Raw genomic sequence first — 24367 nt, 5'->3', positions numbered from 1 at the left:
ATGCTGCAGTTGCATTCGATCCGCAGTTACCACATCGGCGGCGAACGCCGGTCCTTGCAGGGCCGGCCGGTGGAGCAGCGCGTGCTGGCCCAGGGCAGCGCGCCGCGGCCGATCGACATGAACGGCGACCACATGGTGGGGCAGATGTACGTTCAGCACTACCGGCAGGTGGCGCCGGTGCGGCCCTGGCCGGTCGTGCTGTGGCACGGCGGCGGCATGACCGGTGCCAACTGGGAGACCACGCCCGACGGCCGCGACGGCTGGCTGCAGCAATGGCTGGCCGCCGGCTTCGACGTGATCGTGACCGACGCCATGGAGCGGGGCCGCTCGTCCTGGGCGCCCTGGCCCGAGCTGTACACCACCGCGCCCATCAGCCGCAGCCTGCAGGAAGGCTGGGAGATGTTCCGCATCGGGCCGGCGGCGGGCTACGACTCGGCGCCGCAAGCGCGACGCGCCCACCCGGGCCAGCAGTTCCCGGTCGACGCCTTCGACCAGTTCGCCTGCCAGTGGGTGCCGCGCTGGACCGGGCACGACGAGCCCATCATGGCCGCTTACGGGCAACTGCTCGACAAGGTGGGGCCGTGCCTGCTGGTGGGCCACAGCCAGGGGGGCGGTTTTGCGCTGCGCGCTGCCGCGCAATGGCCCGACCGGGTGAAGGCGGTGGTGGCGCTGGAGCCTTCGGGGGCACCCGCGTTGCAGGGCGCCAGCGCGGGGTTGCGCCAGGTGCCGCACCTGGTGGTCTGGGGCGATTTTTTCGACCAGCACCCGCAATGGCAGCGTTACCGCGCCACGGTGGACGCGTACACGCAGGGCCTGCAGGCACAGGGCGTGCCCGTGACACCGCTGGTGCTGGGCGAGCACGGCCTGCCCGGCCATTCCCATTTCCCCATGCTCGACCGCCAGAGCGACGCGGTGGGCCGTCTGGTGGCGCACTGGCTGCTCGACAGCGCTTCCCGCTGAACCCGCCTTTCTCTTTCTATTCCAAACCCAGGAGACATCCCATGCATGCCTTTCGATCCTTCCGCCGTGCCCTGGCCTGCCTGCTGGCCGTGTGCGCCAGCGCGGCGTCGGCCCAGGCCTGGCCCAGCAAGCCCCTCACCATCATCGTGCCCTTCGGTGCCGGCAGTGGCAACGACCAGGTGGCCCGCCTGATCGGGCAGGAACTGGCAACGTCGCTCGGACAGCCGGTGGTGATCGAGAACAAGGCCGGGGCGGGCGGGAACATCGGCGCCGCGGCGGCGGCCAAGGCCGCGCCCGACGGCTACACGCTGTTCGTCACCACCAACACCACGCAGGCGGCCAATCCCAGCCTGTACAAGCAACTGCCCTACGACCCGATCAAGGACTTCGCGCCCGTGGGCCGCATCGCCAACACCCCGGCGCTGCTGGTGGTGCGTCCGTCGTTGCCGGCCAAGAACCTGCCCGAACTGATCGCCCTGGCCAAGTCGCAACCGGGCAAATTCACCTACGGCTCGGGCAGCGCCGGCACCCTGGTGCCCGGCGCCATGCTGACTTTCGAGGCCAGCATCGACATGGTGCATGTGCCCTACAAGTCGATCCCCGATGGCCTCAAGGACGTGATGGGGGCACGGTGGACATGATGTTCACCGATATGGCCACGGGCGCCATGCAGGCCCGGGCCGGCCGCGTCAAGGCGCTGGGCATCAGCAGCCTCAAGCCGTCGCCGCTGATGCCCGACGTGCCGCCGATCGCGGCCACCCTGCCGGGCTTCGAGCTGCTGGCCTGGTACGCCATGTACGTGCCGGCGGGCACGCCTGCGGCCATCATCGAGCGGCTGAACCGCGAGATCGCCCAGGCCGAGGCGCGGCCGGCATTCCGCGAGCGCCTGGGCACGCTGGGCCTGGAGCCCGTCACCAGCACGCCCGCAGAACTGGCCGACTTCACCCGCAGCGAAATGCAGAAGTGGGGCCAGGTGATCCGCCGCACGGGCGCCACGCCCCAGTAATCCCTGAAAACTCAGGCCGGCGCGCGGGCCGCATCGTCGTCGAAACACGGTGCGAGGCCCCGCACCTCCACCGTGCACCATTGGGCGGCCGGGCAGGCGTGCGCCAGCGCGATGGCCTCCTCGCGGTCGACGTTCTGCAGCAGAAAGAAGCCACCGACCATTTCCTTGGCTTCGGCGAAGGGCCCGTCCAGCGTCTGCGGCCGGCCCTGCGCGTGGCTGACCCGCACGGCGCTGGCCTGCGAGGCCAGCGACTCCACCGCCTTGAGTTTGCCCTCGGCCGCCAGGCGTTCACCGAACGCGACCATCGCGGCGTAGGCGGCACGGCGTTCGGCTTCGGTGCGGGTGGCGCGCTGGCCGACGGGTTCGTGAATCAACAGCAGGTAGGACATGGCAGGGAATGCGGGGGGTGGGACGCCGGGCGACGGCCAAGCACGGACAATACCGCGCATGGATGTTCTGTTTGGCCTGATTTTGATGTTGGTCGGTTTCCAGGTGCTCAAGCGTTCGGAAGAGCGCCAGCGTATCCTGCTGCTGGGCGGCTTTCTGCGCAAGTACCAGCTGGAGCCGCGCATGGCGCAGTTGACCGACGGCTACTTGCGCGCGCTGGGCGAGTCCGATCCCGAGCGGGCCGACCCCATCTGGCGCATGCTGGCCGGCACCGAAGCCGCGCTGCAGCAGGAGCTGTCGCAACTGGCCAATGATCTCAAGGACGTGTGGGGCGAGCGCCTGCGCGTGAGCCGTTGGCCCGTGGGCGTGCCCATGGCCACGCGGTTTTTCCCGCAGGCGTCGTTCGACTTTCGCGCCCTGGTGCTGCTGCATGCGCAGGCGCTGGAGCGGGTGTTGCGCAACGACGAGGGGCTCAGCCGCAAGGACTGCGCCTTTCGCACCACGGCCGAACTGCTGCTGTTCCAGCACAGCTGCCACTGGTTCTGCCGTTCCCGCGCCGTGGCCTCGGCCCGCCTGCTGGCCCTGCACAAGACCGCCTACGCCCAGGTGCTGGCGGGGGTCTCGCCCGCCACGCGCGACGCCTACCGGGCACTGACGGGCGTCTGAGCCGGGGCGCCTCTGCGCCGCCACTCAGACGGCCGTCGCGCCCAATGGGTGCAGCACGCGCCGGGCCTCGTCGGCCACCGCGGTGGCGAAGGCCGGGTCGTTGATGGCAAGGGGCAGGGCGACCAGGCGGTGCGTGTCGCTGGTGCGAAACCGCCGCTCCAGGGTGTCGAACAGCGCCCGGTTGGCTTCGGGGTCGTGAAAGGGCTGGCCCGGCACATCCAGCAGGGACAACCCGCCCAGCGGCAGCAGCAGGCTGACAGGACCGGGGGCCCGGTTGAGCTGCTCGGCGATTCGGTGGGCGGCTGCCTCCAGCTCCCGCGCATGGCTGCGCATGAGCGTGACATCGGCGTTGTGCACGTGGAAGCGGCGCTGCCGGTGCCGCTCGGGCACGGTGGGCAGCGGACCCCAGTTGATCATGTCCAGTGCGCCCACCGATCCGATCCAGGGCAGTCCGTGGCGGGCCGCGGCGTCGAGCCGGTCGGGGCCGGCGTCGCACACGCCGCCTGCCAGGTGCTGGCCGACTTCGGTGGTGGTGATGTCCACCACCGCCTGCAGCAGGCCCGAGGCGGCCAGCGCCTCCAGCGTGCGGCCGCCGGCGCCGTTGGCGTGGAACACCTGGGTATCGAAGCTGTCTTGCAACTGGGCCCGCACGGCGTCGACGCAGGGCGTGGTGACGCCGAACATGCTCAGCGCGATGGCGGGTTTTTCCCGCTCGGGCGCGGGCGGTGGCTGGTGCCTCAGCATGCCGGCCAATGCGTGCGCCGCATTGGCCAGCACGGTGCGCGAGAGCCGGTTGAGCCCGGCAATGTCGGTCACCGGGTACATCAGGCTCATGTCCGTCACCCCCACATAGGCCGACACGTTGCCGGCCGCCATGGTCGACACCAGCAGCTTCGGGCAGCCGATGGGCAACTGGCGCATCGCGGGCGCGATCATGGAGCTGCCGCCCGACCCGCCCAGACCGATCATGCCCTGCAGCTCCCCGGCGGCCAGGCCCGCGCGCACCCGCTCGGCCAGTGCCTCGCCCATGGCGATCACCGCCTGGCCCCGGTCGCTGTGGGCGAAGACCGCATCGGCGCCGGCCGGGTGGTGGGCGGCCACGCTGCGTGCACCGATGTCGATGTGACCTGCCGGCGCGCGGGTGCCGATGTCGACCGTCACGGCCCGCACGCCGGCCGCGCGCAGGCAGTCGGCCACGTAGTGCAGTTCGGCGGCCTTGGTGTCGAAAGTGCCGACCACCCAGGCGGTGGGGGGCACGGCGCTCATGGGCGGCCGCCGTGGTGTGCGTTCACGCACTCGAAGAAGGTGCGGAAGGTGCCCTTCACACGCTCCACCGCCTCGGCTTCCTGATCGGCCGGCACGTCCCACTCGGCCCACCATTCGCCGAAGCAGCGGTTGCCTTCGGTGATGGGCAGCAGGTGCATCTCGGCCACGTAGTTGGTCCACGGCGCATCGATGTGCAGGATCTTGTAGCGGCAGCGGTGCTCGTCGTCGGAGAGCGCGAGCAGCTGTTCGCGCAGGAAGCCGCCGCCATCGCGCACGGTGAAGTGGCGCACGCAGCCGATCTGGTCGGCCGGTTTGCCGTCTTCGATGTAAGACTTCTCGAAGAACGGGTGGTAGTTGCCCAGTGCGCCGAAGTCGCGCAGGTAGGCCCACGCCTGATCGATCGTCGCGTTCATCACCGCGCTCACATAAACCCTGGCCATGTCTCGTCTCCTGTGGTTGTCGGGTGTCAGAAGCTCACTTGCTTGTAACGCTCCACGTGTGCCTTGATCGCGATTTCCGTGGGCAGCCGCTCCATGCTGCTGGCGCCGTAGAAGCCGTTGCAGTGCCGGCTGTGCCGGAGCACATAGGCCACGTCTTCCGGGCTGGAGATGGGGCCACCGTGCGCGATCACGATCACGTCCTTGCGCACCTGGCGTGCCGCCTCGCCCCACTCGTCGATGAGTTTCACCGATTGTTCGAGGGACTTGGCCGTGGTGGCGCCGATGGTGCCGCCGGTGGTCACGCCCATGTGGGGCACGATGAAATCGGCGCCGGCCTCGGTCATGGCCACGGCCTCCTCGGCGGAGAACACATACGGCGTGGTCAGCAGGTCGATGGCGTGGGCCTGGCCGATCATTTCGACCTCGGTCGCGTAGTTGATGCCGGTCTCCTCCAGGCTCTGGCGAAAGGTGCCGTCGATGATGCCCACGGTCGGGAAGTTCTGCACGCCGGAAAACCCGAGTTCCTTGAGCTTCTTGAGGAACACCGGCATGACGATGAAGGGGTCGGTGCCGTTCACGCCCGCGATCACCGGCGTCTTCTTCGCCACCGGCAGCACCTCGCCGGCCATTTCCAGCACGATGTCGTTCGCATTGCCATAGGCCAGCAGGCCGGCCGAGGAGGCGCGCCCGGCCATCCGATAGCGGCCCGAGTTGTAGATCACGATGAGGTCGATACCGGCGGCCTCTTCGCACTTGGCGGAGATGCCGGTGCCGGCGCCCCCGCCGATGATGGGCTGGCGCTCGCGCACCATGGCCTGGAACTTCGCCATCAGGGCTTGGCGTTCAAAACGCGGCATGAAATGTCTCCTTGAAACGGAACAGTCGGTCGTGAAGGGGGATGCGGCGGGTTCAGGCCCCGCTGCGGGGAGACCGGTTTGTGAGCGCCAGGACCGCACCAGCAATGCCGCTGCGGAACGACAGCACACACACCATGAAGATCAGGCCGGTGACCAGCGTCACCCAGCCGCCGAAGGCATCGAGGTAGTACTGCAGGCCCACCACCACGGCCGCGCCGATGGCCGGACCGAACACCGTGTGCATGCCACCGAGCAAGGCCATCAGCACCACGTCGCCCGACAGGTGCCAGTGCACGTCGGTGAGCGAAGCGACCTGGAACACCAGCGCCTTCATGGCGCCGGCCAGACCCGAGAGGCCGGCCGAAAGCACGAACAGCATCAGCTTGTAGCGGTTCACCGGGTAGCCCAGCGAACGGGCGCGCGGCTCGTGCTCGCGGATGGCCACCACCACATGGCCAAACGGCGAGCGCACCACGCGGTGGATCAGCCACAACCCCGCCAGCGTGAGCAGCAGCACCAGGTGGTAGAGGTTGAAGTCGTTGCGCAGGTCGATGAAGCCCAGCAGCGTGCCGCGCGGGATCTGTTGCAAGCCGTCTTCCGCACCGGTGAAGGGCAGTTGCAGGAAGATGAAATACACCATCTGCGCCAGCGCCAGCGTGACCATGGCCAGGTAGATGCCCTGGCGGTGGATGGCCAGCGCGCCAAACACCGCGCCCAGCGCCGCCGCGAACAGCGTGCCCGCCAGCAGGCCCACTTCGGGCGGCAGGCCCCAGTACTTGGTGACCAGGCCGGTGATGTAGGCCGCGCTGCCGAAGAAGGCCGCGTGGCCGAAGGACATCATGCCGCCGAAACCCAGCAGCAGGCTGTAGGCGCAGGCGAACAGCGCCATGCACAGCAGCTTCATCACGAACACCGGGTACAGCACCTGCGGCACCCAGGGCACCACCAGCAGGGCCAGCACCACGGTGACCATGAGGATTTTTTGCCAGGGCGCCAGCATGTGTTCCCGCCGTCTGGACGCCTCAGGGCGAGCCGCACGCCCCGGAGAACCCGCCACCTGCGCGGCGGTGGCGCTTGGGGGTTGTTGATCGACGCTCATGCTGCGCCCTCCTTACCGAACAGACCGCGCGGGCGCAGCAGCAGCACCAGGGCCATCACCACGAAGATCACCGTGGTCGAGGCTTCCGAGTAAAAGACCTTGGTCAGCCCCTCGATCACGCCGATGCCCAGCGCGGTGACGATGGAGCCGAACACCGAGCCCATGCCGCCGATGACCACGATGGCGAACACGATGATCACCAGGTTCGATCCCATGCCCGAATTCACGTGCAGGATCGGGGCGGCCAGCACCCCCGTGAAGGCCGCGAGCGCGATGCCGCCGGCGTAGGTGATGGTCAGCAGCAACGGCACATTGACGCCGAACGACTGCGTGAGCGTGGGCTTCTCGGTGGCCGCGCGCAGCCTCGCGCCCAGCGGCGTGCGCTCGATCAGCCACCAGGTGAGCACGCAGGCCGCCAGCGCTGCCACGATCACCCAGGCGCGGTAGATCGGCAGGACCATGAAGCCGAGGTTGAACACCCCTTGCAACTGCGAAGGCACCGGGTAAGCCTGGCCCGAGGTGCCGAAGGCAATGCGAAAGCCCCCTTCCAGCACCAGCACCAGGCCGAAAGTGAGCAGCAGGCCGTAGATTGGGTCCAGCCCGTAGAGCCGGCGCAGCAGTCCGCGTTCGAACACACCGGCCAGCGCACCCACGATCAGCGGCACCGCCAGCAGCGCAGCCCAGTAGCCCAGTCCCAGGAAGTGCTGCAGCATCCAGGCACCGAAGGCGCCGGCCATGAAGAACGCGCCGTGCGCGAAGTTGACGATGCGCAGCAGCCCGAAGATCACCGCCAGGCCCAGGCTGAGCACCGCGTAGAAGCAGCCGTTGACCAGCCCCAGCATGAGCTGACCCGCCAGCACAGGCAGGGGAAGACCGAATACCTCAACCATGTGCGCTCCCTATGATGCGCAGGCCATGCCGATCAAGCATCCCGATATCTCCCAAGAAACCCATGTGCTGGGCGATGACACCGTGCAAACGGTGGTGCGGGCGGAGCAGTGCGACGCGCTCGCGGCGCGCCACATTGCCCACGTGGCGGTGGTGGACGCGGCTGCGCCGTACACCATCGTGCGAACGAACCTGAGCGGTGCCTTCCTGCAGGTGTGCCTCGCCGGCGAAGGCCAGACCCTGCTGGACGGCCGCTGGTACGCGCACAAGCCGGGCACCGTGAGCTTTGCGCCCGCCCACGTGCTGCACGCCTTCCACGCGGTGCCTGGCAAGCGCTGGCGCATGGCGTGGGTGCGGTTTCGGTCCGATTCGATGCGCTCGGTGGACGGCGCCATGGCCCCCACGCTCAGCCCGTTCGACGGCCGCGTGCTGGAGCACGCCATCCTCGGCCTCTCGGGCGAGATGCAGGGCGCCGCCGACCCCGGTACCTGTGCCGTGTGGGTCGACGTGATTGAGCGCTACCTTTCGCGCATCCTGGAGCCGCTGCAGCGCGAGCCGCGCCTGCTGCCGGTGTGGAACGCGGTGAAGGCCGACCTGGCGCGCGACTGGAGCCTGGCCGATCTCGCCGGCCTGGCCAACACCAGCGAAGAGCACCTGCGCCGCCTGTGCCAGAAGAACCTGGGCCGCAGCCCCGGCAAGCAACTGGCCACGCTGCGCATCGCGCACGCCGCGCACCTGCTGGCCACCACCAGCGAGAAGATCGAGGCCATCGCCCACAGCGTGGGCTACGTCAACCCGTTCGCGTTTTCCAACACCTTCAAACGCCTGACGGGCTTCCGGCCCTCCGACTACCGGAAAAAGTGATCCCCCCGCCGCGCTGCACGGCCCCCCCTCAAGGGAGCAACACCAGCGGCCTGGCAGAGCCAGTTCCGCGGTGTTTCTGGACGGCGGCATGTCGCGCCGGAAACGGTGCTTCCTCATACCCCGATCCTTGAGGTGATCGCATCGAAGTTGCGCATCAGCGTCGCCGCGTCGAAGGTGTCGGTGATGCGGCCCGAGGCCATCAGGCAGTGCCGGTCGGCCAGCTCGGCCGCGAAGTGCACGTTCTGCTCCACCAGCACGATGGTGTAGCCGCGCCCCCTGAGCTGCCGGATGAGCTCGCCGATGCGGTCCACGATCACCGGCGCCAGGCCTTCGGTGGGCTCGTCCAGCAACAGCAGGCGCGCGCCGGTGCGCAAAATGCGCGCGATCGCCAGCATCTGCTGCTCGCCACCCGAGAGGTGGGTGCCGGCCGATTTCGCGCGCTCGGCCAGGTTGGGGAACAGCGCGAACAGCTCGGCCTCGCTCATGCCGCCCTCGGCCACCACGGGCGGCAGGCGCAGGTTCTCGCGCACCGTGAGCGAGGCGTAGATGCCGCGGTCGTCCGGGCAGAAAGCCACGCCCAGGCGCCCGATGTGGTGCGGCGCCAGGCCGATGAGCTCATGGCCCTTGAAGCGGATCGAGCCCTCTCGGCGGCCCATCATGCCCATGATGGTTTTGAGCAGGGTCGACTTGCCCGCGCCGTTGCGCCCGAGCAGCGTCACCACCTCACCTTCGTGCACCTCGAAGTCGGCGCCGTGCAGCGCCTGGCTCGGCCCGTACCAGGCCTTCACGCCGCGCAGGGTCAGCAGGGGCTCAGCCATGGCTTGCCTCCCCGTTGGCCACGGCGGTGTGGTCGTTGTGTTGGCGTTGCCCGGCGTGGCCGTAGCCCAGGTAAGCCTCCACCACGCGTGGGTCTTTCGAGACGGTGGCGTAGTCGCCTTCGGCCAGCACCTCGCCGCGCGCCAGCACGGTGATGCGGTCGCACAGATCGGCCACCACGGACAGGTTGTGCTCCACCATCAGCACGGTGCGCCCGCGCGCGGCCTGGCGGATCATCTCGGCCGCGTGGGCGATGTCTTCGGCGCCCATGCCGGCCATGGGCTCGTCCAGCAGCAGCACCTGGGGCGCCAGCGCCAGCGTGGTCGCCAGCTCCAGCGCGCGCTTGCGGCCGTAGGGCAGTTCACCCGCCAGGTGCGACGACCACTCGGCCAGGCCGGCACCGGCCAGCAGCGCGTGGGTCTGTTCGTCGTAGGCAGCCAGCGCGCGGTCGCTGCGCCACCAGTCCATGGAATGGCCCCGGCGGCGCTGCAGCGCCAGGCGCACGTTTTCGAACACGCTCAGCTGGCCGAACACGGCCGAGATCTGGAACGAACGCACCAGGCCCATGCGGGCCACGGCGTCGGCCGGCGTGCGGGTGATGTCCTGCCCCTGGTAGCGGATGCGGCCAGCGGTGGCGTCGATGAAGCGCGTGAGCAGGTTGAAGCAGGTCGTCTTGCCGGCACCGTTCGGGCCGATCAGCGCGTGGATGCTGCCTTCGCGCACCGCCAGGTTCACGTTCGAGACGGCGTGAAACCCGTTGAAACTGCGCGAGAGCCCCTGCGTTTCAAGAATGAAAGACATGATGGATACCAGGTTGCAATGTGGGTGCAGGCAGCGGCTTGGGGCCAGGGGCCGCTGCGCACGGCCGCCCCGAAGCGGCCGGCCCACCCCCCGCAGGGGGTATGCGGCTGCACGCAGTGCGCAAGCAACGGGGGGCGTCTATGTGCTACTTCTTGACCAGGTAGCAGCTGCTCTGCGCCAGCGGCATGAAGGCCTGCTCGCCCGGGATCGTCTTCACGAGCTTGAGGTAGTCCCACGGTCCCTTGGATTCGGCGGGCGATTTCACTTCCCACAGGTACATGTCGTGCACCATGCGGCCGTCTTCGCGGATCTTGCCGGCCTTGGTGAACATGTCGCTGATGGGCAGCTCGCGCATCTTGGCCGAGACGGCATCCGGGTCGTCCGTGCCCGCTGCCTGCACCGCCTTGAGGTAGTGCATGGTGGACGAGTAGTCACCCGCGTGCGCCATGTTCGGCATCTGCCCGCCCACGCGCTGCTGGAAGCGCTTGGCGAACGCGCGCGACTCGTCGTTCATGTCCCAGTACCAGGCGTTGGTCAGTTGCAGGCCCTGCGCGGTGGGCAGGCCCAGGGCGTGCACGTCCTGGATCCACAGCAGCAGCGCGGCCAGCTTCTGGTTCTTGGTGATGCCGAATTCGTTGGCCGCCTTGATGGCGTTGATGGTGTCGTTGCCGGTGGAAGCCAGGCCGACGATCTTGGCCTTGGAAGCCTGCGCCTGCAGCACGTAGGAGGAGAAGTCGGTCGTGCCCAGCGGGTGGCGCGCAGCGCCCACCACGCGACCCTTGTTGGCCCGCACCACGTCACCCACCTGCTGCTCCAGGCCGATGCCGAAGGCGAAGTCCACCGTGAGGAAGAACCAGGTGTCACCGCCGGCTTCGGCAATCGCCTTGCCGGTGCCGTGCGCCAGCGAATAGGCGTCGTACGCATAGTGCACCGTGTAAGGGGAACACTGCGCATTGGTCACGCCCACGTTGGACGCGTTGTTCACGATGGCGTGGCGTTTCTTCTCCTTGGCCACACCGGCCACGGCCAGGGCCACACCGGAGTTGGCCAGGTCGTTGATCATGTCGACGCCGCCGTCGTACCACTCGCGCGCCTTGGCGGCGCCCACGTCGGCCTTGTTCTGGTGATCGGCAAAAACCACCTCGATCGGTTTTCCGAACATCGAGCCGCCGAAGTCTTCGACAGCCATCTTCACCGCCTCGACCGCGCCTTTGCCCGAGATGTCGGCGTAGACGCCGGAGATGTCGGTCAGCACGCCGATGCGCAGTACGTTGTTCGAGAGTTTGCCCGGCTGGGTGCCTTGTGCCTGGGCCACGCCCAGGCTTGCAGCGGCGACAACGGACGCGGCTGCCCACTGTTTCAGATCCATGTGCTTGTCTCCTGTTGGGTTATTGCCCCGAACTCGGTGTTCGAGTCGGGCCAATGCTAGGAGAGCACACGTCCGGGAACCATGGGCGGGAGGCACAGGGATCTACTCAAGATGCACATGATGGGCTTCTTTGCCGACGAGCACGTGCTTCCTTTCAGCGGGGCGTGCTGCCACCCGTCCATCCGCATTCCGCCTGGGCACCTGGGCTGGTGCGGTGGCGACAGCCTCCGCCGGGTCGCTCCGTCAGAATGCGGGCTGTCAGTGGTCCCGGCGGCGCTCAGACGCCGGCAGGGGCTTTGATCAAACCAGTTTCCAGGAGACAAAGGCATGTTCAGCCATGTGATGGTCGGGTCCAACGACATTGAGCGTTCGAAGCGGTTTTACGACGCCGTGCTGGGCGTGCTGGGTGTGGGCGAGCCGCACCGCAACCGCAACGCCACCGGCCAGGACCGCCTGTTCTACCGGCACGACGGCGGCACCTTCTGTGTCAGCGAGCCCCTCAACGGGGAGTCGGCCACTTTCGCCAATGGCGGAACGGTCGGCTTCAAGTGCCTGTCGCCGGAGCAGGTGCAGCAGTTTCACGACGTGGCGGTGGCGCACGGCGGGGTGTCCATCGAGGACCCGCCAGGATTGCGTGAAGGCCAATTGGGCGCCATGCACCTGTCCTATGTGCGCGACCCGGACGGGAACAAGCTCTGCGCCATGCATCGGCCGCGGTAAATCGGCCGTTTTCTGAAACGCCGGCCGGGGCTCAGCCCGTTGCCGTGCTGCGCTGGCGCGCGTAGCGCCCGGGGGGCAGACCCACGTGGCGGCTGAAGGCCGTGCTGAAGGTGCTGGCCGATCCGTAGCCCACGCGCGCGGCCACATCGGCGATGGCCAGGCTGGTGCGGCTCAGCAGGTCCTTGGCCAGCGCCATGCGCCACACCAGCAGGTACTCCATCGGCGGCATGCCCACGGCGCGCGAGAAGCGTTCGAAGAACGTGGAACGTGACAGCGCGGCTTCCCGGGCCAGCGCCTCCACCGTCCAGGGCTGGGCGGGGTCGCCGTGCATCAGGCGCAGGCCCGCGGCGATCCGCGCATCGGCCAGGCCGCGCAGCAGGCCGGCCGGCGCCCCCGCGGGCGGGTGGGCGCGCAGGGCCTCGATCAGCAGCACCTCCACCAGCCGGTCCAGCACCAGCTCGCGACCGGGGCGGGTTTCCAGCGACTCGTCCCGGACCAGCTTCACCAGCAGCGACAGGCGCTCCACCCCGCGCACGTGCACCAGCACCGGCAGCAGCGAGGCCAGCAGCGCGGCGTCGGGCGCGTCGAAGGCGAAGCCGCCACCCAGCATGCGCATGTCGGCCGGACCGGTCTGCCGGCCATGCCGCAACTCGGTCACCGAGCCGGGCGCGGCGCTGGGGTCGAGGAGCACCGGCGCCGCAGGCGCCTGGCTGGACAGGGTGAAGCCAGGCGTGGCTGGCAGCAGCACGAAGTCGCCGGCCTGCAGATCCACGGGGGGTACCCCGTCCACCGCGAGCACGCACTGTCCTTCGAGCATGGTGCAAAAGCTCGGCTGCCCGAACGCCGTGTAGCGCACGGCCCAGGCGCCGGCCCCGCTGATCACCTTGGCGAACACCGCACGCGGTTTCAGCAGGCTGATGACTTCGGCCATGGGGTCGATCAAAACCGGACTCCTGCAAATCAAATATGGACTATTAATTGTAGTTAATCCTGTTTTCAGCCGGTATCGTTGGTGCCATTCCTCAACCCGACCTAGGAGTTCTGTCATGAAAACCGTTCTGATCACCGGCTGTTCGTCCGGCTACGGCCTCGAAACCGCCCGCCACTTTCTCGCCCAGGGCTGGCGGGTGGTGGCCACCATGCGCCAACCGCGCCACGACCTGTTGCCTGCGTCCGCCCGCCTGCAGGTGCTGCCGCTGGACGTGACCCGCCCCGACAGCATCACCAGCGCCCTGGAAGCCGCTGGCCCCATCGACGTGCTGGTGAACAACGCGGGCCTAGGCCTGTTCGGGGCCTTCGAGGCGACGCCCATGGGCACCGTGCGCGATATCTTCGAGACCAATACCTTCGGCACCATGGCCATGACGCAGGCGGTGCTGCCGCAGTTCCGCGCCCGTCGCACGGGGATGGTGATCAACGTCACCTCCAGCGCCACGCTGGCACCCATGCCATTGGTGGCGGCCTACACCGCCAGCAAGACAGCAGTGGAAGGATTCACCGAATCGCTGGCGTTTGAGCTGGAAGCGTTCAACGTGCGGCTGAAGCTGGTGGAGCCAGGTTACGCGCCCACCACGCGGTTCACGGCCAACGGCGCCGAGCGCATGCAGGGCCTGATTCCCGAACCCTATGCGGCCTATGCGCAGTCGGTCTTTGCGCAGTTCGGCCAGCACGGCGCCGTGACGCGCGAAACCGATGTGGCCGAAACCGTGTGGGCGGCTGCCCAGGATGCCTCGTCGCGGCTGCGGTACGCGGCCGGCGCCGACGCGGTTGCGTTGGCGGCACGCAACCCGCTGTTCGCCGACGGGCGACAGGAATTCGCCGTGGCCCTGTGAGGCAGCGCCGCGCGGTCGCAGGGCGTGCCGGCCGGTAGCGGCTTACAGGTTCGAGAAGTCGGGCTTGCGCCGTTCCATGAAGGCGCCGAAGGCTTCGCGCGCGGCGGGCTCGCGCAGCATGCGGCCGAAGCTCGCGCCTTCCTCGGCGATGGTGTCCATCACCAGGGTGGTCTGGCCCTTTTTCATCAGGCGCTTGGTTTCCACCAGCGAGGCCAGCGGCTTGGCCGCGAGCTTGCGCGCCACGCCCTGGGCGTAGCTGTTGGCTTCGGTGGGGGGCAGCACGCGGTTGACCAGGCCGACTTCCAGCGCGGCTTCGGCCATGAAGGGTTCGCCCAGCAGCAGGGCTTCGGCGGCGCGGTGGTAGCCCAGCATCTGCGGCACCAGCAGGCTGGAGGCCGCTTCGGGGCACAGGCCCAGGTTCACGAACGGCATCGAGAACGCGGCGTTGTCGCCGGCGTAGACCAGGTCGCAATGGAACAGCAGCGTGGTGCCGATGCCCACGGCGGGGCCGCAGGCGGCCGCCAGCAGCGGTTTGGGAAACTGGGCGATGCCACGCAGGAAACGGAACACGGGCGAGTCCTGCCCGGCCGGCGGGTGGTTCAGGAAGTCGGCGATGTCGTTGCCAGCGGAGAACACGGTCTCGTGGCCCTGGATCAGCACGCAGCGCACGGCCGGGTCGGCCGCTGCAGCCTCGATGGCGTCGGCCAGCGCGGCGTACATGGCGCTGGTGATGGAGTTCTTCTTGTCGAGGCGGTTGAAGGTCAGCGTGGTCACGCCGCCGTCGGTGTGCGTCAGGATGTCGCTCATGGTGCTGGGATGCGGTGAAGGGGCCGGTCGCGGGGACCGCTCGGAAGGGTCGCCAAGTTACCACGAAAGGGCGGTCGCAGGGGGCATCGCGTGCGCCTGGGGCGACACGGGCTGCCTGCACTCACGCGGGCGCCTACACTGCGGTTCGATGCCACTTTCCGCCTGATGGCTGCCATGCTTCTCCGCCGTCTTCTGTCCTGTTTTGTTGCGCGCCCGCGGTGCGCCGGCCTGCTGGCCGGCCTGGCCCTGCTGGCGGGCTGGCCCGCCACCGCCGCCGCGGCGGAAACCCCGCTTTCGCGCCTGCTGCACCCGGCCCGGCCCAAGGTGGCGCTGGTGCTGTCGGGTGGCGGGGCGCGGGGCCTTTCGCACGTGGGCGTGCTGCAGGTGCTGGAAGCCGCGCGGGTGCCCGTGGACATGGTGGTGGGCACCTCGATGGGGGCGATCGTCGGCGGGCTCTACGCGGCGGGCATGAGCCCGCAGGCCCTGCAGGACGAGGTGGTGTCGCTCGACTGGGGCGGCATCTTCCAGCGCAGCGAACCGCGCCAGTTGCTGTCGCAGCGCCGCAAGGAAGAGGACTTCGAGCTCGCTCCGCTGATCGAACTCGGCTTTCGCGATGGCGAATTCCGCCTGCCCACCGGTGCGGTGTCGACCCGGTCGCTGGAGCTGCTGCTGCGCCGCTACACGCTGGGCGCGCGCCATCTCGCGTCGTTCGACGGCCTGCCGATTCCCTTCCGCGCGGTGGCCACCGACATGGAGACCGGCGAGCCCATCGTGATGGACCACGGCGACCTCGCGGCCGCGCTGCGCGCCAGCATGTCGGTGCCAGGGGTGTTTTCGCCGCTGGAGGTCAACGGCCGCATCCTGGGCGACGGCGGGCTGGTCAACAACCTGCCGGTGGACGTGGCCCGCCGCATGGGGGCCGACGTGATCATCGCGGTCAACATCGGCACGCCGCTGGCCGGCCGCGAGACCCTGGGCACGCTGGTGGGCATCACCACCCAGATGGTGAACATCCTGACCGAGCAGAACGTGCGGCGCAGCATGGACATGCTCACCAAGTCCGACCTGCTGCTGCTGCCCGACCTGGGCACCATCACCTCGGCCAGCTTCGACCGGGCCGAAGACCTGGTGAAGATCGGGCGCGACTATGCCGAATCCGTGCGGCAGGCGCTGGACCGTTTTGCGGTCACGCCCGAGGCCTACGCCGCGTGGCAGGCGCACCGGCAGACGCGGCTGACCCAGGAGCAGGGCGCCGACAGCTGGGTTTCTCAGGTGCGCTTTGAAGGGGTGGAGCAGGACCGTATCGACCGCGTGCGCCAACTGGTGGACAGCGAGGCCGGCCAGCCGCTGGACGTGCAGCGCGTCGAGCAGGATTTGCGCACGCTGGCCGCCACGGGTGACTTCGACCGGGTCGACTACCGGCTGGACCGCCTGCATGCCGAAAGCGGCGAGGCGCTGGTGATCCGCCTGCGCGAAAACGACTGGGGCCCCAACTACCTGCGCATGGGGCTGGACCTGCGCACCGACTTCGAGGGCCAGTCGGCCTTCAACCTGCGTCTGAGCCACAACCGGCGCTGGATCAACCGTTATGGCGCCGAGTGGCGCAACCTGCTGCAACTGGGGCAGACCTCGGTGGCGTCGACCGAGTTCTACCAGCCGCTGGGCCGCGACGGCACGCAGTTCCTGTCGGCCTATCTCAGCAGCAGCCTGCGCCGGGTCGACCTGTTCGAAGGCAGCGGCGAAGCGGCGGCCAGCCTGTCGCGCACGCACGTGGACCTGGGGCTGGACTACGGCTGGCCGCTGGGGGTGCTCGGCCACCTGGGCGAGGCGCGGGTGGGCCTGCTGTCGGCCTGGCGCCAGACTTCGCCCAAGATCATCAGCACCTCGCTGTCGGACATCGATCCGGCCATCTGGCGCCAGCGCTGGCGCGACAACGGCCTGCGCTTCAGCCTGGTGTCCGACCAGCTCGACTACGCCAACTTCCCGACCTCGGGGTACCGGCTGCGTGGCGAGCTGATCGGCGGGCGCCGCCTCGTCAGTGGCCAGCCATCGTCCAGCTTCGTGAAGATGGACCTGACCGCCACCGGCGCCATCACCTGGGGCCGCGACACGCTCAACCTCGGGTTCCGGGCGGCGCGCGCCAGCCGCCTGGCCATCGGCTCGATCGACGAGTTTTCGCTCGGGGGCTTCCAGCAGCTCTCGGGTTTTCGCATCGGCCAGGTCTCGGGCAACATGCTGGCGTTCGGCCGGCTGACCTACTACCACCGCCTGCCCTGGAACAGCCCGCTGACACGGGCTTTGTTTGTGGGAGGCTCGCTGGAGGCCGGCAACGCCTGGCTGCGTCGGCGCGACGCGAGCTGGAACGACCTGCTGGTCGGCCGCAGCCTGTTCGTGGGGGCCGACACCGCGCTGGGGCCGTTGTACCTGAGCGTGGTCAGCGCGCCGCGTGGCTACACCGGGCTGTACCTGTTCCTCGGGCGGCCTTAAAAGCCCCCACGCTCCGCCGCTGCGCGGGTCGCTGCCCCCCGAGGGGGCGTGAACCCCGCTTGGGGCGGCCCGGCGCAGGGTTCTGGGCCCCACGCTCCGCCATTGCGCGGGTCGCTGCCCCCCGAGGGGGCGTGACCCCCGCTTGGGGCGGCCCGGCGCAGGGTTCTGGGCCCCCACGCTCCACCGCTGCGCGGGTCGCTGGGGCGCAGACGCCGTCATTCCCGCGCAGGCGGGAATCCCGCAACGCTATGGCGGTCCCGGGGGCGGCCCATCGGCCTCCAACGCCGCGCTGGCGCTGCGCGGGGCCCGGTTATTCCTTGTAGTAAACGACCTGGTGCGTGGTCGCCAGCAGGCGGCCGGCCTCGTTCCAGAGCTGGGCGGTCTGGTCGAAGAAGCCGTTGCGAAAGCCCTGGGCGCGGGCCTGGCCGAGCAGCCAGCCGGTGCCGGTGGCGGCCAATTCCTCAGGGCCGGCGTGGAAGTACACCGTCATCGACACCGTGCCGGCCGGCACCATGGTCGCGCGGCGCAACCACACCCGGGGGTAGAACACATCGGCCAGTGCGGTCAGGCTGGCGAAGTCGAGGGGGCGAGGCGGCTCGTCGCGCACCCACAGGCGCGAGCGGCTGCCGATGCCGCTGCCGTCCCACTTCATGGGCAGCAGGCCTTCGATGGGGCGCATGGCGTAGCGCTTGACCCACTGCACGGGCGAGGGGATGGCCATCTGGCGCACGCTGTCGGGCGCGGGCACCGCCGGCTTGGCTTCGTCATCGACGCCCCAGGTGTCGCGGCGCGTGGCGGTGATGGCCGTGGCCGTGAACGCGACGGCGCCGTTCTGGCGCAACTCGATCACCCAGTGCTGGGTCGACCGGTTGGTGCGCACGGGCCGGGCCTCCAGCTCGAAGGCCCCGTCGGCCAGCGCGGTGGCGAAGTTGACGGTCAGCGCAACCGGTGAACCCAGGCGCTCCGGGTGGCGGCACACAGCGGCCAGCGCCGTGGCGGCGGTGATGCCGCCGAAAGGGCCGACCATGTTGGCGTAGCCCGGGTGGGTCTGGCCACGGTAGCGGCCGGGAGCGGTTTCCGAGAGCGCGATGGCTTCGTCGAAGGCGGAGGTGGCGGGGGTGTTCATCGGGCTGCAGTGTGCCCGCACAGACGGGGCCGGGTGGTCTGTCGGGCGACAGCACCCCGCCCCGCACAGGGTCATACCCGCTCGAAGATGCCCGCCGCGCCCTGACCCATGCCCACGCACATGGTGACCATGCCGTACTTCTTGTTGTGCCGCCTGAGCGCATGCACCACGGTGGCCGAACGGATGGCCCCGGTCGCGCCCAGCGGGTGACCGAGCGCGATGGCGCCGCCCATGGGGTTGACCTTGGCCGGGTCCAGGCCCAGGGTGTTCATCACCGCCAGCGACTGCGCGGCAAAGGCCTCGTTCAGTTCGAACCAGTCGATCTGGTCTTGCGTGAGGCCAGCGTACTTCAACGCCACCGGAATCGCCTCGATCGGACCGATGCCCATGATGTGCGGCGGCACGCCCTTGCTGGCGTAGCTCACGAAGCGCGCCAGCGGCGTCAGCCCGAAGCGTTTGACGGCGGCTTCGCTGGCCAGGATCAGCGCACCCGCGCCGTCGCTGGTCTGCGAGCTGTTGCCGGCCGTGACCGAGCCGCGCGCGGCGAACACCGTGCGCAGCCTGGCCAGGCCTTCGAGCGTGGTGTCGGGGCGCGCGCCTTCGTCCAGGCTCACGGTGCGCTCGCTGATGGACACCTCGGCCGATTCCAGGTCCACGCTGCGTTCCTGCACGGTGACGGGCGTGATCTCGTCGGTGAACTCACCGTTCTTCATCGCCAGCACGGCGCGCTGGTGCGATTGCACGGCAAACGCGTCCTGCGCGTCGCGGCTCACCTTCCATTGCTGCGCCACCTTCTCGGCCGTCAGGCCCATGCCGTAGGCGATGCCGTAGCTCTCGATGTCATCGGTGTTGCGAAAGATCGTGGGCGAGAGGCTGGGGCTATTGCCCATCATGGGCACCATGCTCATGCTCTCCACGCCGGCAGCGATCATCACGTCGGCCTCGCCCACGCGGATGCGGTCGGCCGCCATCGCCACGGCCGAGAGGCCCGAGGCGCAGAAGCGGTTGACGGTGATGCCACCCACGCTGTTGGGCAGCCCGGCCAGGATGGCGCCGATGCGCGCCACGTTCAGGCCCTGCTGGGCCTCGGGGATGGCGCAGCCGGCGATCACGTCCTCCACGGCTTTCGGGTCCAGGCTGGGCACCTGGGCCATGGCGGCGCGCAGCGCGTGGGCCAGCAGGTCGTCCGGGCGCAGGTGCTTGAACGAGCCCTTGTGCGAGCGCCCGATGGGCGTGCGGGTGGCGGCGACGATGTAGGCGTCTTGAATCTGTTTGCTCATGTCGCGTCCTCAGTTGCGCAGGGGCTTGCCGGTGTTCAGCATGCCGAGAATCCGCTCTTGGGTTTTCGGGTGCTCGATCAGCGAGCAGAAGGCCTGACGCTCCAGCGTCATCAGGTACTCCTCGCTCACCAGTGTGCCCGGATCGACGTCACCGCCGGTGACCACGTTGGCGATCAGGCTGGCGATGTGGAAGTCGTGCCGGCTGATGAAACCGCCGTCGCGCATGTTCACCAGTTGGCCCAGGATGGTGGCCTTGCCGTCGCGGCCGGCCACGGGGAACAGGCGTTTGTGCGGCGGGCGGTAGCCGGCGCGGAACAGCGCCTTGGCTTCGTTTAGCGCCACGAACAGCACCTCGTCCTTGTGCGGCACGATCAGGTCGCTCTCCAGCAGGTAGCCGATGGCGCGCGACTCGATGGCACTGGTGCCCACCTTGGCCATGGCGGCGGCGGTGAAGCCCTCGGTCAGGAAGGGCAGCAGGTCCTTGCCGGTGGAGGTCTTCGCGTTCTCAGCCGCACGGCGGGCGATGTAGGTCAGGCCGCCGGCGCCCGGGATCAGGCCCACGCCCACTTCCACCAGGCCCACGTAGCTTTCCATGTGGGCCACGCGGCGCGCGCTGTGCACCGCCAGCTCGCAGCCACCGCCCAGGGCCAGGCCGCGCATGGCGCTGATCACGGGCACGTTGGCATAACGCAGGCGCAGCATCATCTGCTGCATGAAGCCTTCGGCGTCTTCCACCGCGGCCACACCCACGGCCATGAACGCCGGCAGCAGGGCCTGCAGGTCGGCACCGGCGCTGAAGGGCTCGTCGCCCGACCACACCACCAGGCCCTGGTACTCGGCCTCGGCCAGGGCGATGGCAGCCATCAGGCCTTCGCAAACCTCGGGGCTGAGCGTGTGCATCTTGGTCTTGATGCTGGCGATCAGCACCTCACCGTCGAGCGTCCAGGTGCGCAGGTTCCGGTCTTCGCTGATGGTGGTGCCGGCCGTCTCGAACTTCGGCCCGGCTTCGCCCAGCAGCAGCTCGGGGAAGTGCTGGCGTTGATACACCGGCAGGCTGCGGCGCGCTTCGAACCTGCCCTTGGAGGGATTCCACGAACCCTCGGCGGTGTGCACGCCGCCGGCCTCGGCCACCGGGCCCTGGAACACCCAATCGGGCAGCGGCGCCTTGCTGAGTGCCTTGCCGGCGTCGATGTCTTCCTGCACCATCTTCGCCACGTCGAGCCAGCCGGCTTCCTGCCAGAGCTCGAATGGGCCTTGCTTCATGCCGAAGCCCCAGCGCATGGCCTGGTCCATGTCGCGCGCGGTGTCGGCGATGCTGGCCAGATGCACGGCGGCGTAATGGAAACTGTTGCGCAGGATGGCCCACAGGAACTGGCCCTGCGGCCCTTCGGCGTTGCGAAGCAGCTTCAGGCGTTCGGCTGCGGGCTTCCTGAGCATGCGGCCGTAGACCTCGTCGGCCTTCTGGCCACCGGGCACGTATTCTTCGCTCTCCAGCTCGAAGCGCAGCACGTCGCGGCCGACCTTCTTGTAGAAACCGGCCTTGGTCTTCTGCCCCAAGTGGCCCAGCTCGATCAGCTTGGCCAGCACGGGCGGCGTGCCGAAGCTGCCGTAGAACGGGTCGGTGGTTGCGTCCAGGTTGTCCTGCAGCGTCTTGACCACGTGGGCCATGGTGTCCAAGCCCACCACGTCGGCGGTGCGGAAGGTGCCGCTGCTGGCGCGGCCCAGGCGCTTGCCGGTGAGGTCGTCGACCACGTCGTAGGTCAGGCCGAAGTTCTCCACCTCCTTCATCGTCGCCAGCATGCCGGCGATACCGATGCGGTTGGCGATGAAGTTGGGCGTGTCCTTGGCGCGCACCACGCCTTTGCCCAGGCCGCTGGTCACGAAGGCTTCGAGCTCGTCGAGGATCTGCGCTTCGGTGGTGGGCGTGGGGATCATTTCCACCAGCGTCATGTAGCGCGGCGGGTTGAAGAAGTGGATGCCGCAGAAGCGCGGCTTGATCGCTTCGGGCAGCGCTTCGCTGAGCTTGGTGATCGACAGGCCCGAGGTGTTGGAGGCCACGATGGCGTGTTTCGCCACGTGCGGCGCGATCTTCTGGTACAGGTCGCGCTTCCAGTCCATGCGCTCGGCGATGGCTTCGATCACGAGGTCGCATTCGCCCAGCAGGGCCAGGTGCTCTTCGTAGTTGGCGGCGGTGATCAGCTCGGCATCGCTGGCCACGCCCAGCGGCGAGGGCTTGAGCTTCTTGAGGTTCTCGACAGCACGGATGACGATGCCGCTCTTCGGGCCTTCCTTGGCAGGAAGGTCAAAGAGAACGACCGGCACCTTGACGTTGACAAGGTGCGCGGCGATCTGCGCGCCCATCACGCCCGCGCCGAGCACGGCGACTTTTTTCACTTGAAATGATTTCATGGGGGTTCCGTTCATGGTGGCCGCGTCACTCGACGCGGGTCCAGACCTGGGTGCGGTAGAAGGGGCCGATGTAGCCGCGCACCTGCAGCTTCCTGCCACCTTCCAGCGGCGTCAAACGCAGGGTGTATTCCTTGCCGTTTTCTGGATCGAGGATGCGGCCGCCTTCCCACAGCGTGTCGGTGGCCGACTTCTGGGCGCCGCGGATGATTTCCAGACCGAGCTTGGGCTGGCCTTTGCGGTCATCGGTGCATTCGGTGCACAGCGGCTCGCCCGAGCTCACCAGCGTCTTCTCGATCCGGCCATGGAGCACGCCATGGGCGCCGGCCGCGATGCGGATCTCGGCCTTGGCCTCGCCCGTCTTGTCGTCGACGTTGCGCCAGAGACCTTCGGGCGTCATTTGCGCCAGGGCGCTCACCACCCAGCCGCCGAGCACGGCGGCGGTGATCAAGGCTTTCCGCTTCATCGCTCTTCTCCTGGACGGTGGCGCTTCAGGCCAGGGCGGCTTCGGTGTCCATCAGCACGCGGCTGCCGGCGCGGGCGGTGCGCATCAGCGTCGCCGTTTCGGGGAACAGCTTGGCGAAGTAGAAGCGCGCGGTCTGCAGCTTGGCGGTGTAGAACGGATCGGTGCTGCCTTCAGCGATCTTCTTCAGCGCCACCTGGGCCATGCGGGCGAACAGGTAGGCGAACGCCAGGTGGCCGGCCACGCGCAGGTAGTCGACCGCGGCGGCGCCCACTTCGTCGGGGTTCTGCATGCCCTTGAAGCCGATCTCCATCGTGAACTTGGTCATCTGGTCGCCCAGGTAGGCCAGCGGGTTGACGAACTCGGCCATCTGCTCGTTCACGCCTTCTTCTTCCACCAGTGCCGCGATCAGCTTGCCGAACTTCTTGAGCGTGGCACCCTGGTTGCCCAGCACCTTGCGGCCCAGCAGGTCCAGCGACTGCACGGTGTTCGTGCCTTCGTAGATCATGTTGATGCGGTTGTCGCGCACGTACTGCTCCATGCCCCATTCCTTGATGAAGCCATGGCCGCCGAAGACCTGCATGCAGGCGTTGGTGCTGATGTGTCCGTTGTCGGTGATGAAGGCCTTGACGATCGGGGTCAGCAGGGCTACCAGTTCGTCGGACTCCTTGCGCACCTTCTCATCGGGGTGGTTGTGGGCCTTGTCCAGCAGCAGCGTGCAGAAGATCTGCAGCGCTCGGCCGCCTTCGGCGTAGGCCTTGGCCGTCAGCAGCATCTTGCGCACGTCGGGGTGCACGATGATCGGATCGGCTTCCTTGTCTTTGGCCTTGGTGCCCGAGAGGCTGCGCATCTGCAGGCGGTCCTTGGCGTAGGCCAGGGCGTTCTGGTAGGCGACTTCGGTCAGGCCCAGCGACTGGTTGCCCACGCCCAGGCGGGCGGCGTTCATCATCACGAACATGGCGGCCAGGCCCTTGTTGGGCTCGCCCACCATCGTGCCGATGGCACCGTCCAGCGCGATCTGCGCGGTGGCGTTGCCGTGGATGCCCATCTTGTGTTCCAGGCCGGTGCAGAAGATCGGGTTGCGCTCACCCAGGCTGCCGTCGGCATTGACCTTGAACTTGGGTACCACGAACAGGCTGATGCCCTTGCTGCCCTTGGGCGCATCGGGCAGGCGGGCCAGCACCAGGTGGACGATGTTCTCGGCCATGTCGTGTTCGCCGGCCGAGATGAAGATCTTGTTGCCGGTGATCTTGTAGCTGCCGTCGGCCTGGGGCTCGGCCTTGGTGCGCAGCAGGCCCAGGTCGGTGCCGCAGTGGGGCTCGGTCAGGCACATGGTGCCGGTCCATTCGCCGCTCACCAGTTTGGTCAGGTAGGTCTTCTTCTGCTCGTCGGTGCCGTGGGCATGCAGGGCTTCGTAGGCGCCGTGGCTCAGGCCCGGGTACATGGTCCAGGCCTGGTTGGCGCTGTTGAGCATTTCGTACAGGCACTGGTTGACCACGTACGGCAGGCCTTGGCCACCGAACTCGGGGTCGCACGAGAGCGCGGGCCAGCCGCCTTCCACGTACTGCGCATAGGCTTCCTTGAAGCCCTTGGGCGGCGTGACTTCGTGCGTCGCCTTGTCCAGCGTGCAGCCCTCGGTGTCGCCGCTGATGTTCAGCGGGAAGGCCACTTCGGCCGCGAACTTGCCCGCTTCTTCCAGCACGGCGTTGATGGTGTCGGCGTCGGTCTCGGCATGGGCCGGCATGGCCTTGAATTCGGCCTCGACGTTGAAAACCTCATGCATCACGAATTGCATGTCGCGCAGGGGCGGGTTGTAGACGGGCATGG

Annotated in this window: 22 protein-coding genes and 1 pseudogene; 7 read left to right on the top strand and 16 right to left on the bottom strand. The window is 68.5% G+C overall.

What is annotated here, in order from left to right; translation table 11 throughout:
- Together L0977_RS06065 and L0977_RS25670 are read left to right on the top strand one after the other, a co-directional pair.
- Window positions 1–960 carry an alpha/beta fold hydrolase gene (locus tag L0977_RS06065; RefSeq protein ID WP_234263955.1) on the top strand — a complete coding sequence of 320 codons (960 nt, stop codon included), beginning with the start codon at window positions 1–3 and terminating at the stop codon, window positions 958–960.
- Between the two features lie 41 nt (window positions 961–1001).
- Window positions 1002–1966, top strand: a pseudogene (locus L0977_RS25670) (Bug family tripartite tricarboxylate transporter substrate binding protein).
- Between the two features lie 11 nt (window positions 1967–1977).
- Here the strand turns inward: L0977_RS25670 and L0977_RS06050 are convergent.
- The gene (locus L0977_RS06050; protein WP_234263952.1) at window positions 1978–2355 is read right to left on the bottom strand and encodes a YciI family protein; all 378 of its coding nucleotides are present in this window, start codon (window positions 2353–2355) and stop codon (window positions 1978–1980) included.
- Between the two features lie 58 nt (window positions 2356–2413).
- Between L0977_RS06050 and L0977_RS06045 the strand changes: the two genes are divergently transcribed.
- Window positions 2414–3019 (top strand): hypothetical protein, encoded by a 606-nt coding sequence (locus L0977_RS06045; RefSeq protein WP_234263950.1) that lies wholly within the window; start codon window positions 2414–2416, stop codon window positions 3017–3019.
- A gap of 24 nt (window positions 3020–3043) precedes the next feature.
- Here L0977_RS06045 and L0977_RS06040 read toward each other — a convergent pair whose 3' ends face one another.
- The 5 genes from L0977_RS06040 to L0977_RS06020 form a co-directional block, all read right to left on the bottom strand.
- The gene (locus L0977_RS06040; RefSeq protein ID WP_234263949.1) at window positions 3044–4285 is read right to left on the bottom strand and encodes a Tm-1-like ATP-binding domain-containing protein; all 1242 of its coding nucleotides are present in this window, start codon (window positions 4283–4285) and stop codon (window positions 3044–3046) included.
- Complete coding sequence (locus L0977_RS06035; protein ID WP_234263948.1) at window positions 4282–4725, bottom strand: SRPBCC family protein; 444 nt, start codon at window positions 4723–4725, stop codon at window positions 4282–4284. Before L0977_RS06035 ends, L0977_RS06040 begins: the two co-directional genes overlap by 4 nt.
- Window positions 4726–4751: 26 nt before the next feature.
- Window positions 4752–5582, bottom strand: a complete 831-nt coding sequence (locus L0977_RS06030; RefSeq protein WP_234263947.1) for a phosphoenolpyruvate hydrolase family protein — start codon at window positions 5580–5582, stop codon at window positions 4752–4754.
- 52 nt (window positions 5583–5634) lie between these two features.
- Entirely contained in the window at window positions 5635–6555 is a 921-nt protein-coding gene (locus L0977_RS06025; protein ID WP_234264125.1) for a branched-chain amino acid ABC transporter permease, read from the bottom strand.
- A 122-nt stretch (window positions 6556–6677) separates the two neighbouring features.
- Window positions 6678–7571 carry a branched-chain amino acid ABC transporter permease gene (locus L0977_RS06020; protein ID WP_234263946.1) on the bottom strand — a complete coding sequence of 298 codons (894 nt, stop codon included), beginning with the start codon at window positions 7569–7571 and terminating at the stop codon, window positions 6678–6680.
- Between L0977_RS06020 and L0977_RS06015 the strand changes: the two genes are divergently transcribed.
- Window positions 7570–8433, top strand: coding sequence for an AraC family transcriptional regulator (locus tag L0977_RS06015; protein ID WP_234263944.1), 864 nt, complete (start codon window positions 7570–7572; stop codon window positions 8431–8433). The two genes, L0977_RS06020 and L0977_RS06015, sit on opposite strands and share 2 nt — an antisense overlap.
- 113 nt (window positions 8434–8546) lie before the next feature.
- Here L0977_RS06015 and L0977_RS06010 read toward each other — a convergent pair whose 3' ends face one another.
- From L0977_RS06010 to L0977_RS06000, 3 genes are all read right to left on the bottom strand, one after another.
- Window positions 8547–9251 (bottom strand): ABC transporter ATP-binding protein, encoded by a 705-nt coding sequence (locus tag L0977_RS06010; RefSeq protein ID WP_234263943.1) that lies wholly within the window; start codon window positions 9249–9251, stop codon window positions 8547–8549.
- Window positions 9244–10050 carry an ABC transporter ATP-binding protein gene (locus L0977_RS06005; RefSeq protein ID WP_234263942.1) on the bottom strand — a complete coding sequence of 269 codons (807 nt, stop codon included), beginning with the start codon at window positions 10048–10050 and terminating at the stop codon, window positions 9244–9246. Before L0977_RS06005 ends, L0977_RS06010 begins: the two co-directional genes overlap by 8 nt.
- A 145-nt stretch (window positions 10051–10195) precedes the next feature.
- A complete protein-coding gene (locus tag L0977_RS06000) occupies window positions 10196–11419 on the bottom strand; it encodes an ABC transporter substrate-binding protein (protein ID WP_234263940.1) in 1224 nt (407 codons plus the stop codon).
- 327 nt (window positions 11420–11746) lie between these two features.
- Between L0977_RS06000 and L0977_RS05995 the strand changes: the two genes are divergently transcribed.
- A complete protein-coding gene (locus L0977_RS05995) occupies window positions 11747–12139 on the top strand; it encodes a VOC family protein (RefSeq protein ID WP_234263939.1) in 393 nt (130 codons plus the stop codon).
- A gap of 31 nt (window positions 12140–12170) precedes the next feature.
- On the opposite strand, the gene L0977_RS05990 is transcribed toward L0977_RS05995, so the two are convergent.
- On the bottom strand, window positions 12171–13082 hold the full coding sequence (locus L0977_RS05990) for an AraC family transcriptional regulator (protein WP_234263938.1): 912 nt from the start codon (window positions 13080–13082) through the stop codon (window positions 12171–12173).
- A 103-nt stretch (window positions 13083–13185) separates the two neighbouring features.
- On the opposite strand from L0977_RS05990, the gene L0977_RS05985 reads away from it, so the two are divergent.
- Complete coding sequence (locus L0977_RS05985) at window positions 13186–13971, top strand: SDR family oxidoreductase (RefSeq protein ID WP_234263936.1); 786 nt, start codon at window positions 13186–13188, stop codon at window positions 13969–13971.
- 42 nt (window positions 13972–14013) lie between these two features.
- Here the strand turns inward: L0977_RS05985 and L0977_RS05980 are convergent, their stop codons facing one another.
- A complete protein-coding gene (locus tag L0977_RS05980) occupies window positions 14014–14778 on the bottom strand; it encodes an enoyl-CoA hydratase (RefSeq protein WP_234263935.1) in 765 nt (254 codons plus the stop codon).
- A gap of 174 nt (window positions 14779–14952) precedes the next feature.
- Between L0977_RS05980 and L0977_RS05975 the strand changes: the two genes are divergently transcribed.
- Window positions 14953–17265: a patatin-like phospholipase family protein gene (locus tag L0977_RS05975; RefSeq protein ID WP_234263934.1), complete on the top strand. Its 2313-nt coding sequence runs from the start codon at window positions 14953–14955 to the stop codon at window positions 17263–17265.
- A gap of 310 nt (window positions 17266–17575) precedes the next feature.
- Here the strand turns inward: L0977_RS05975 and L0977_RS05970 are convergent, their stop codons facing one another.
- The 5 genes from L0977_RS05970 to L0977_RS05950 form a co-directional block, all read right to left on the bottom strand.
- Window positions 17576–18391: an acyl-CoA thioesterase gene (locus L0977_RS05970; RefSeq protein WP_234263933.1), complete on the bottom strand. Its 816-nt coding sequence runs from the start codon at window positions 18389–18391 to the stop codon at window positions 17576–17578.
- Window positions 18392–18462: 71 nt separating this feature from the next.
- Window positions 18463–19671, bottom strand: coding sequence for an acetyl-CoA C-acyltransferase (locus L0977_RS05965; RefSeq protein WP_234263932.1), 1209 nt, complete (start codon window positions 19669–19671; stop codon window positions 18463–18465).
- A 9-nt stretch (window positions 19672–19680) separates the two neighbouring features.
- Window positions 19681–22080, bottom strand: coding sequence for a 3-hydroxyacyl-CoA dehydrogenase/enoyl-CoA hydratase family protein (locus L0977_RS05960; RefSeq protein ID WP_234263931.1), 2400 nt, complete (start codon window positions 22078–22080; stop codon window positions 19681–19683).
- Window positions 22081–22105: 25 nt separating this feature from the next.
- A complete protein-coding gene (locus tag L0977_RS05955) occupies window positions 22106–22543 on the bottom strand; it encodes a DUF2147 domain-containing protein (protein WP_234263930.1) in 438 nt (145 codons plus the stop codon).
- Window positions 22544–22568: 25 nt separating this feature from the next.
- On the bottom strand, window positions 22569–24365 hold the full coding sequence (locus L0977_RS05950) for an acyl-CoA dehydrogenase C-terminal domain-containing protein (RefSeq protein ID WP_234263929.1): 1797 nt from the start codon (window positions 24363–24365) through the stop codon (window positions 22569–22571).
- Between the last annotated feature and the right edge of the window lie 2 nt (window positions 24366–24367).

Source organism: Hydrogenophaga sp. NFH-34 (genome assembly GCF_021401345.1).
GTDB classification, from domain to species: domain Bacteria; phylum Pseudomonadota; class Gammaproteobacteria; order Burkholderiales; family Burkholderiaceae_C; genus Hydrogenophaga; species Hydrogenophaga electricum.
The sequence above is the reverse complement of the archived record's forward strand: the minus strand, read 5'-3'. Positions and strand labels throughout refer to the sequence as shown.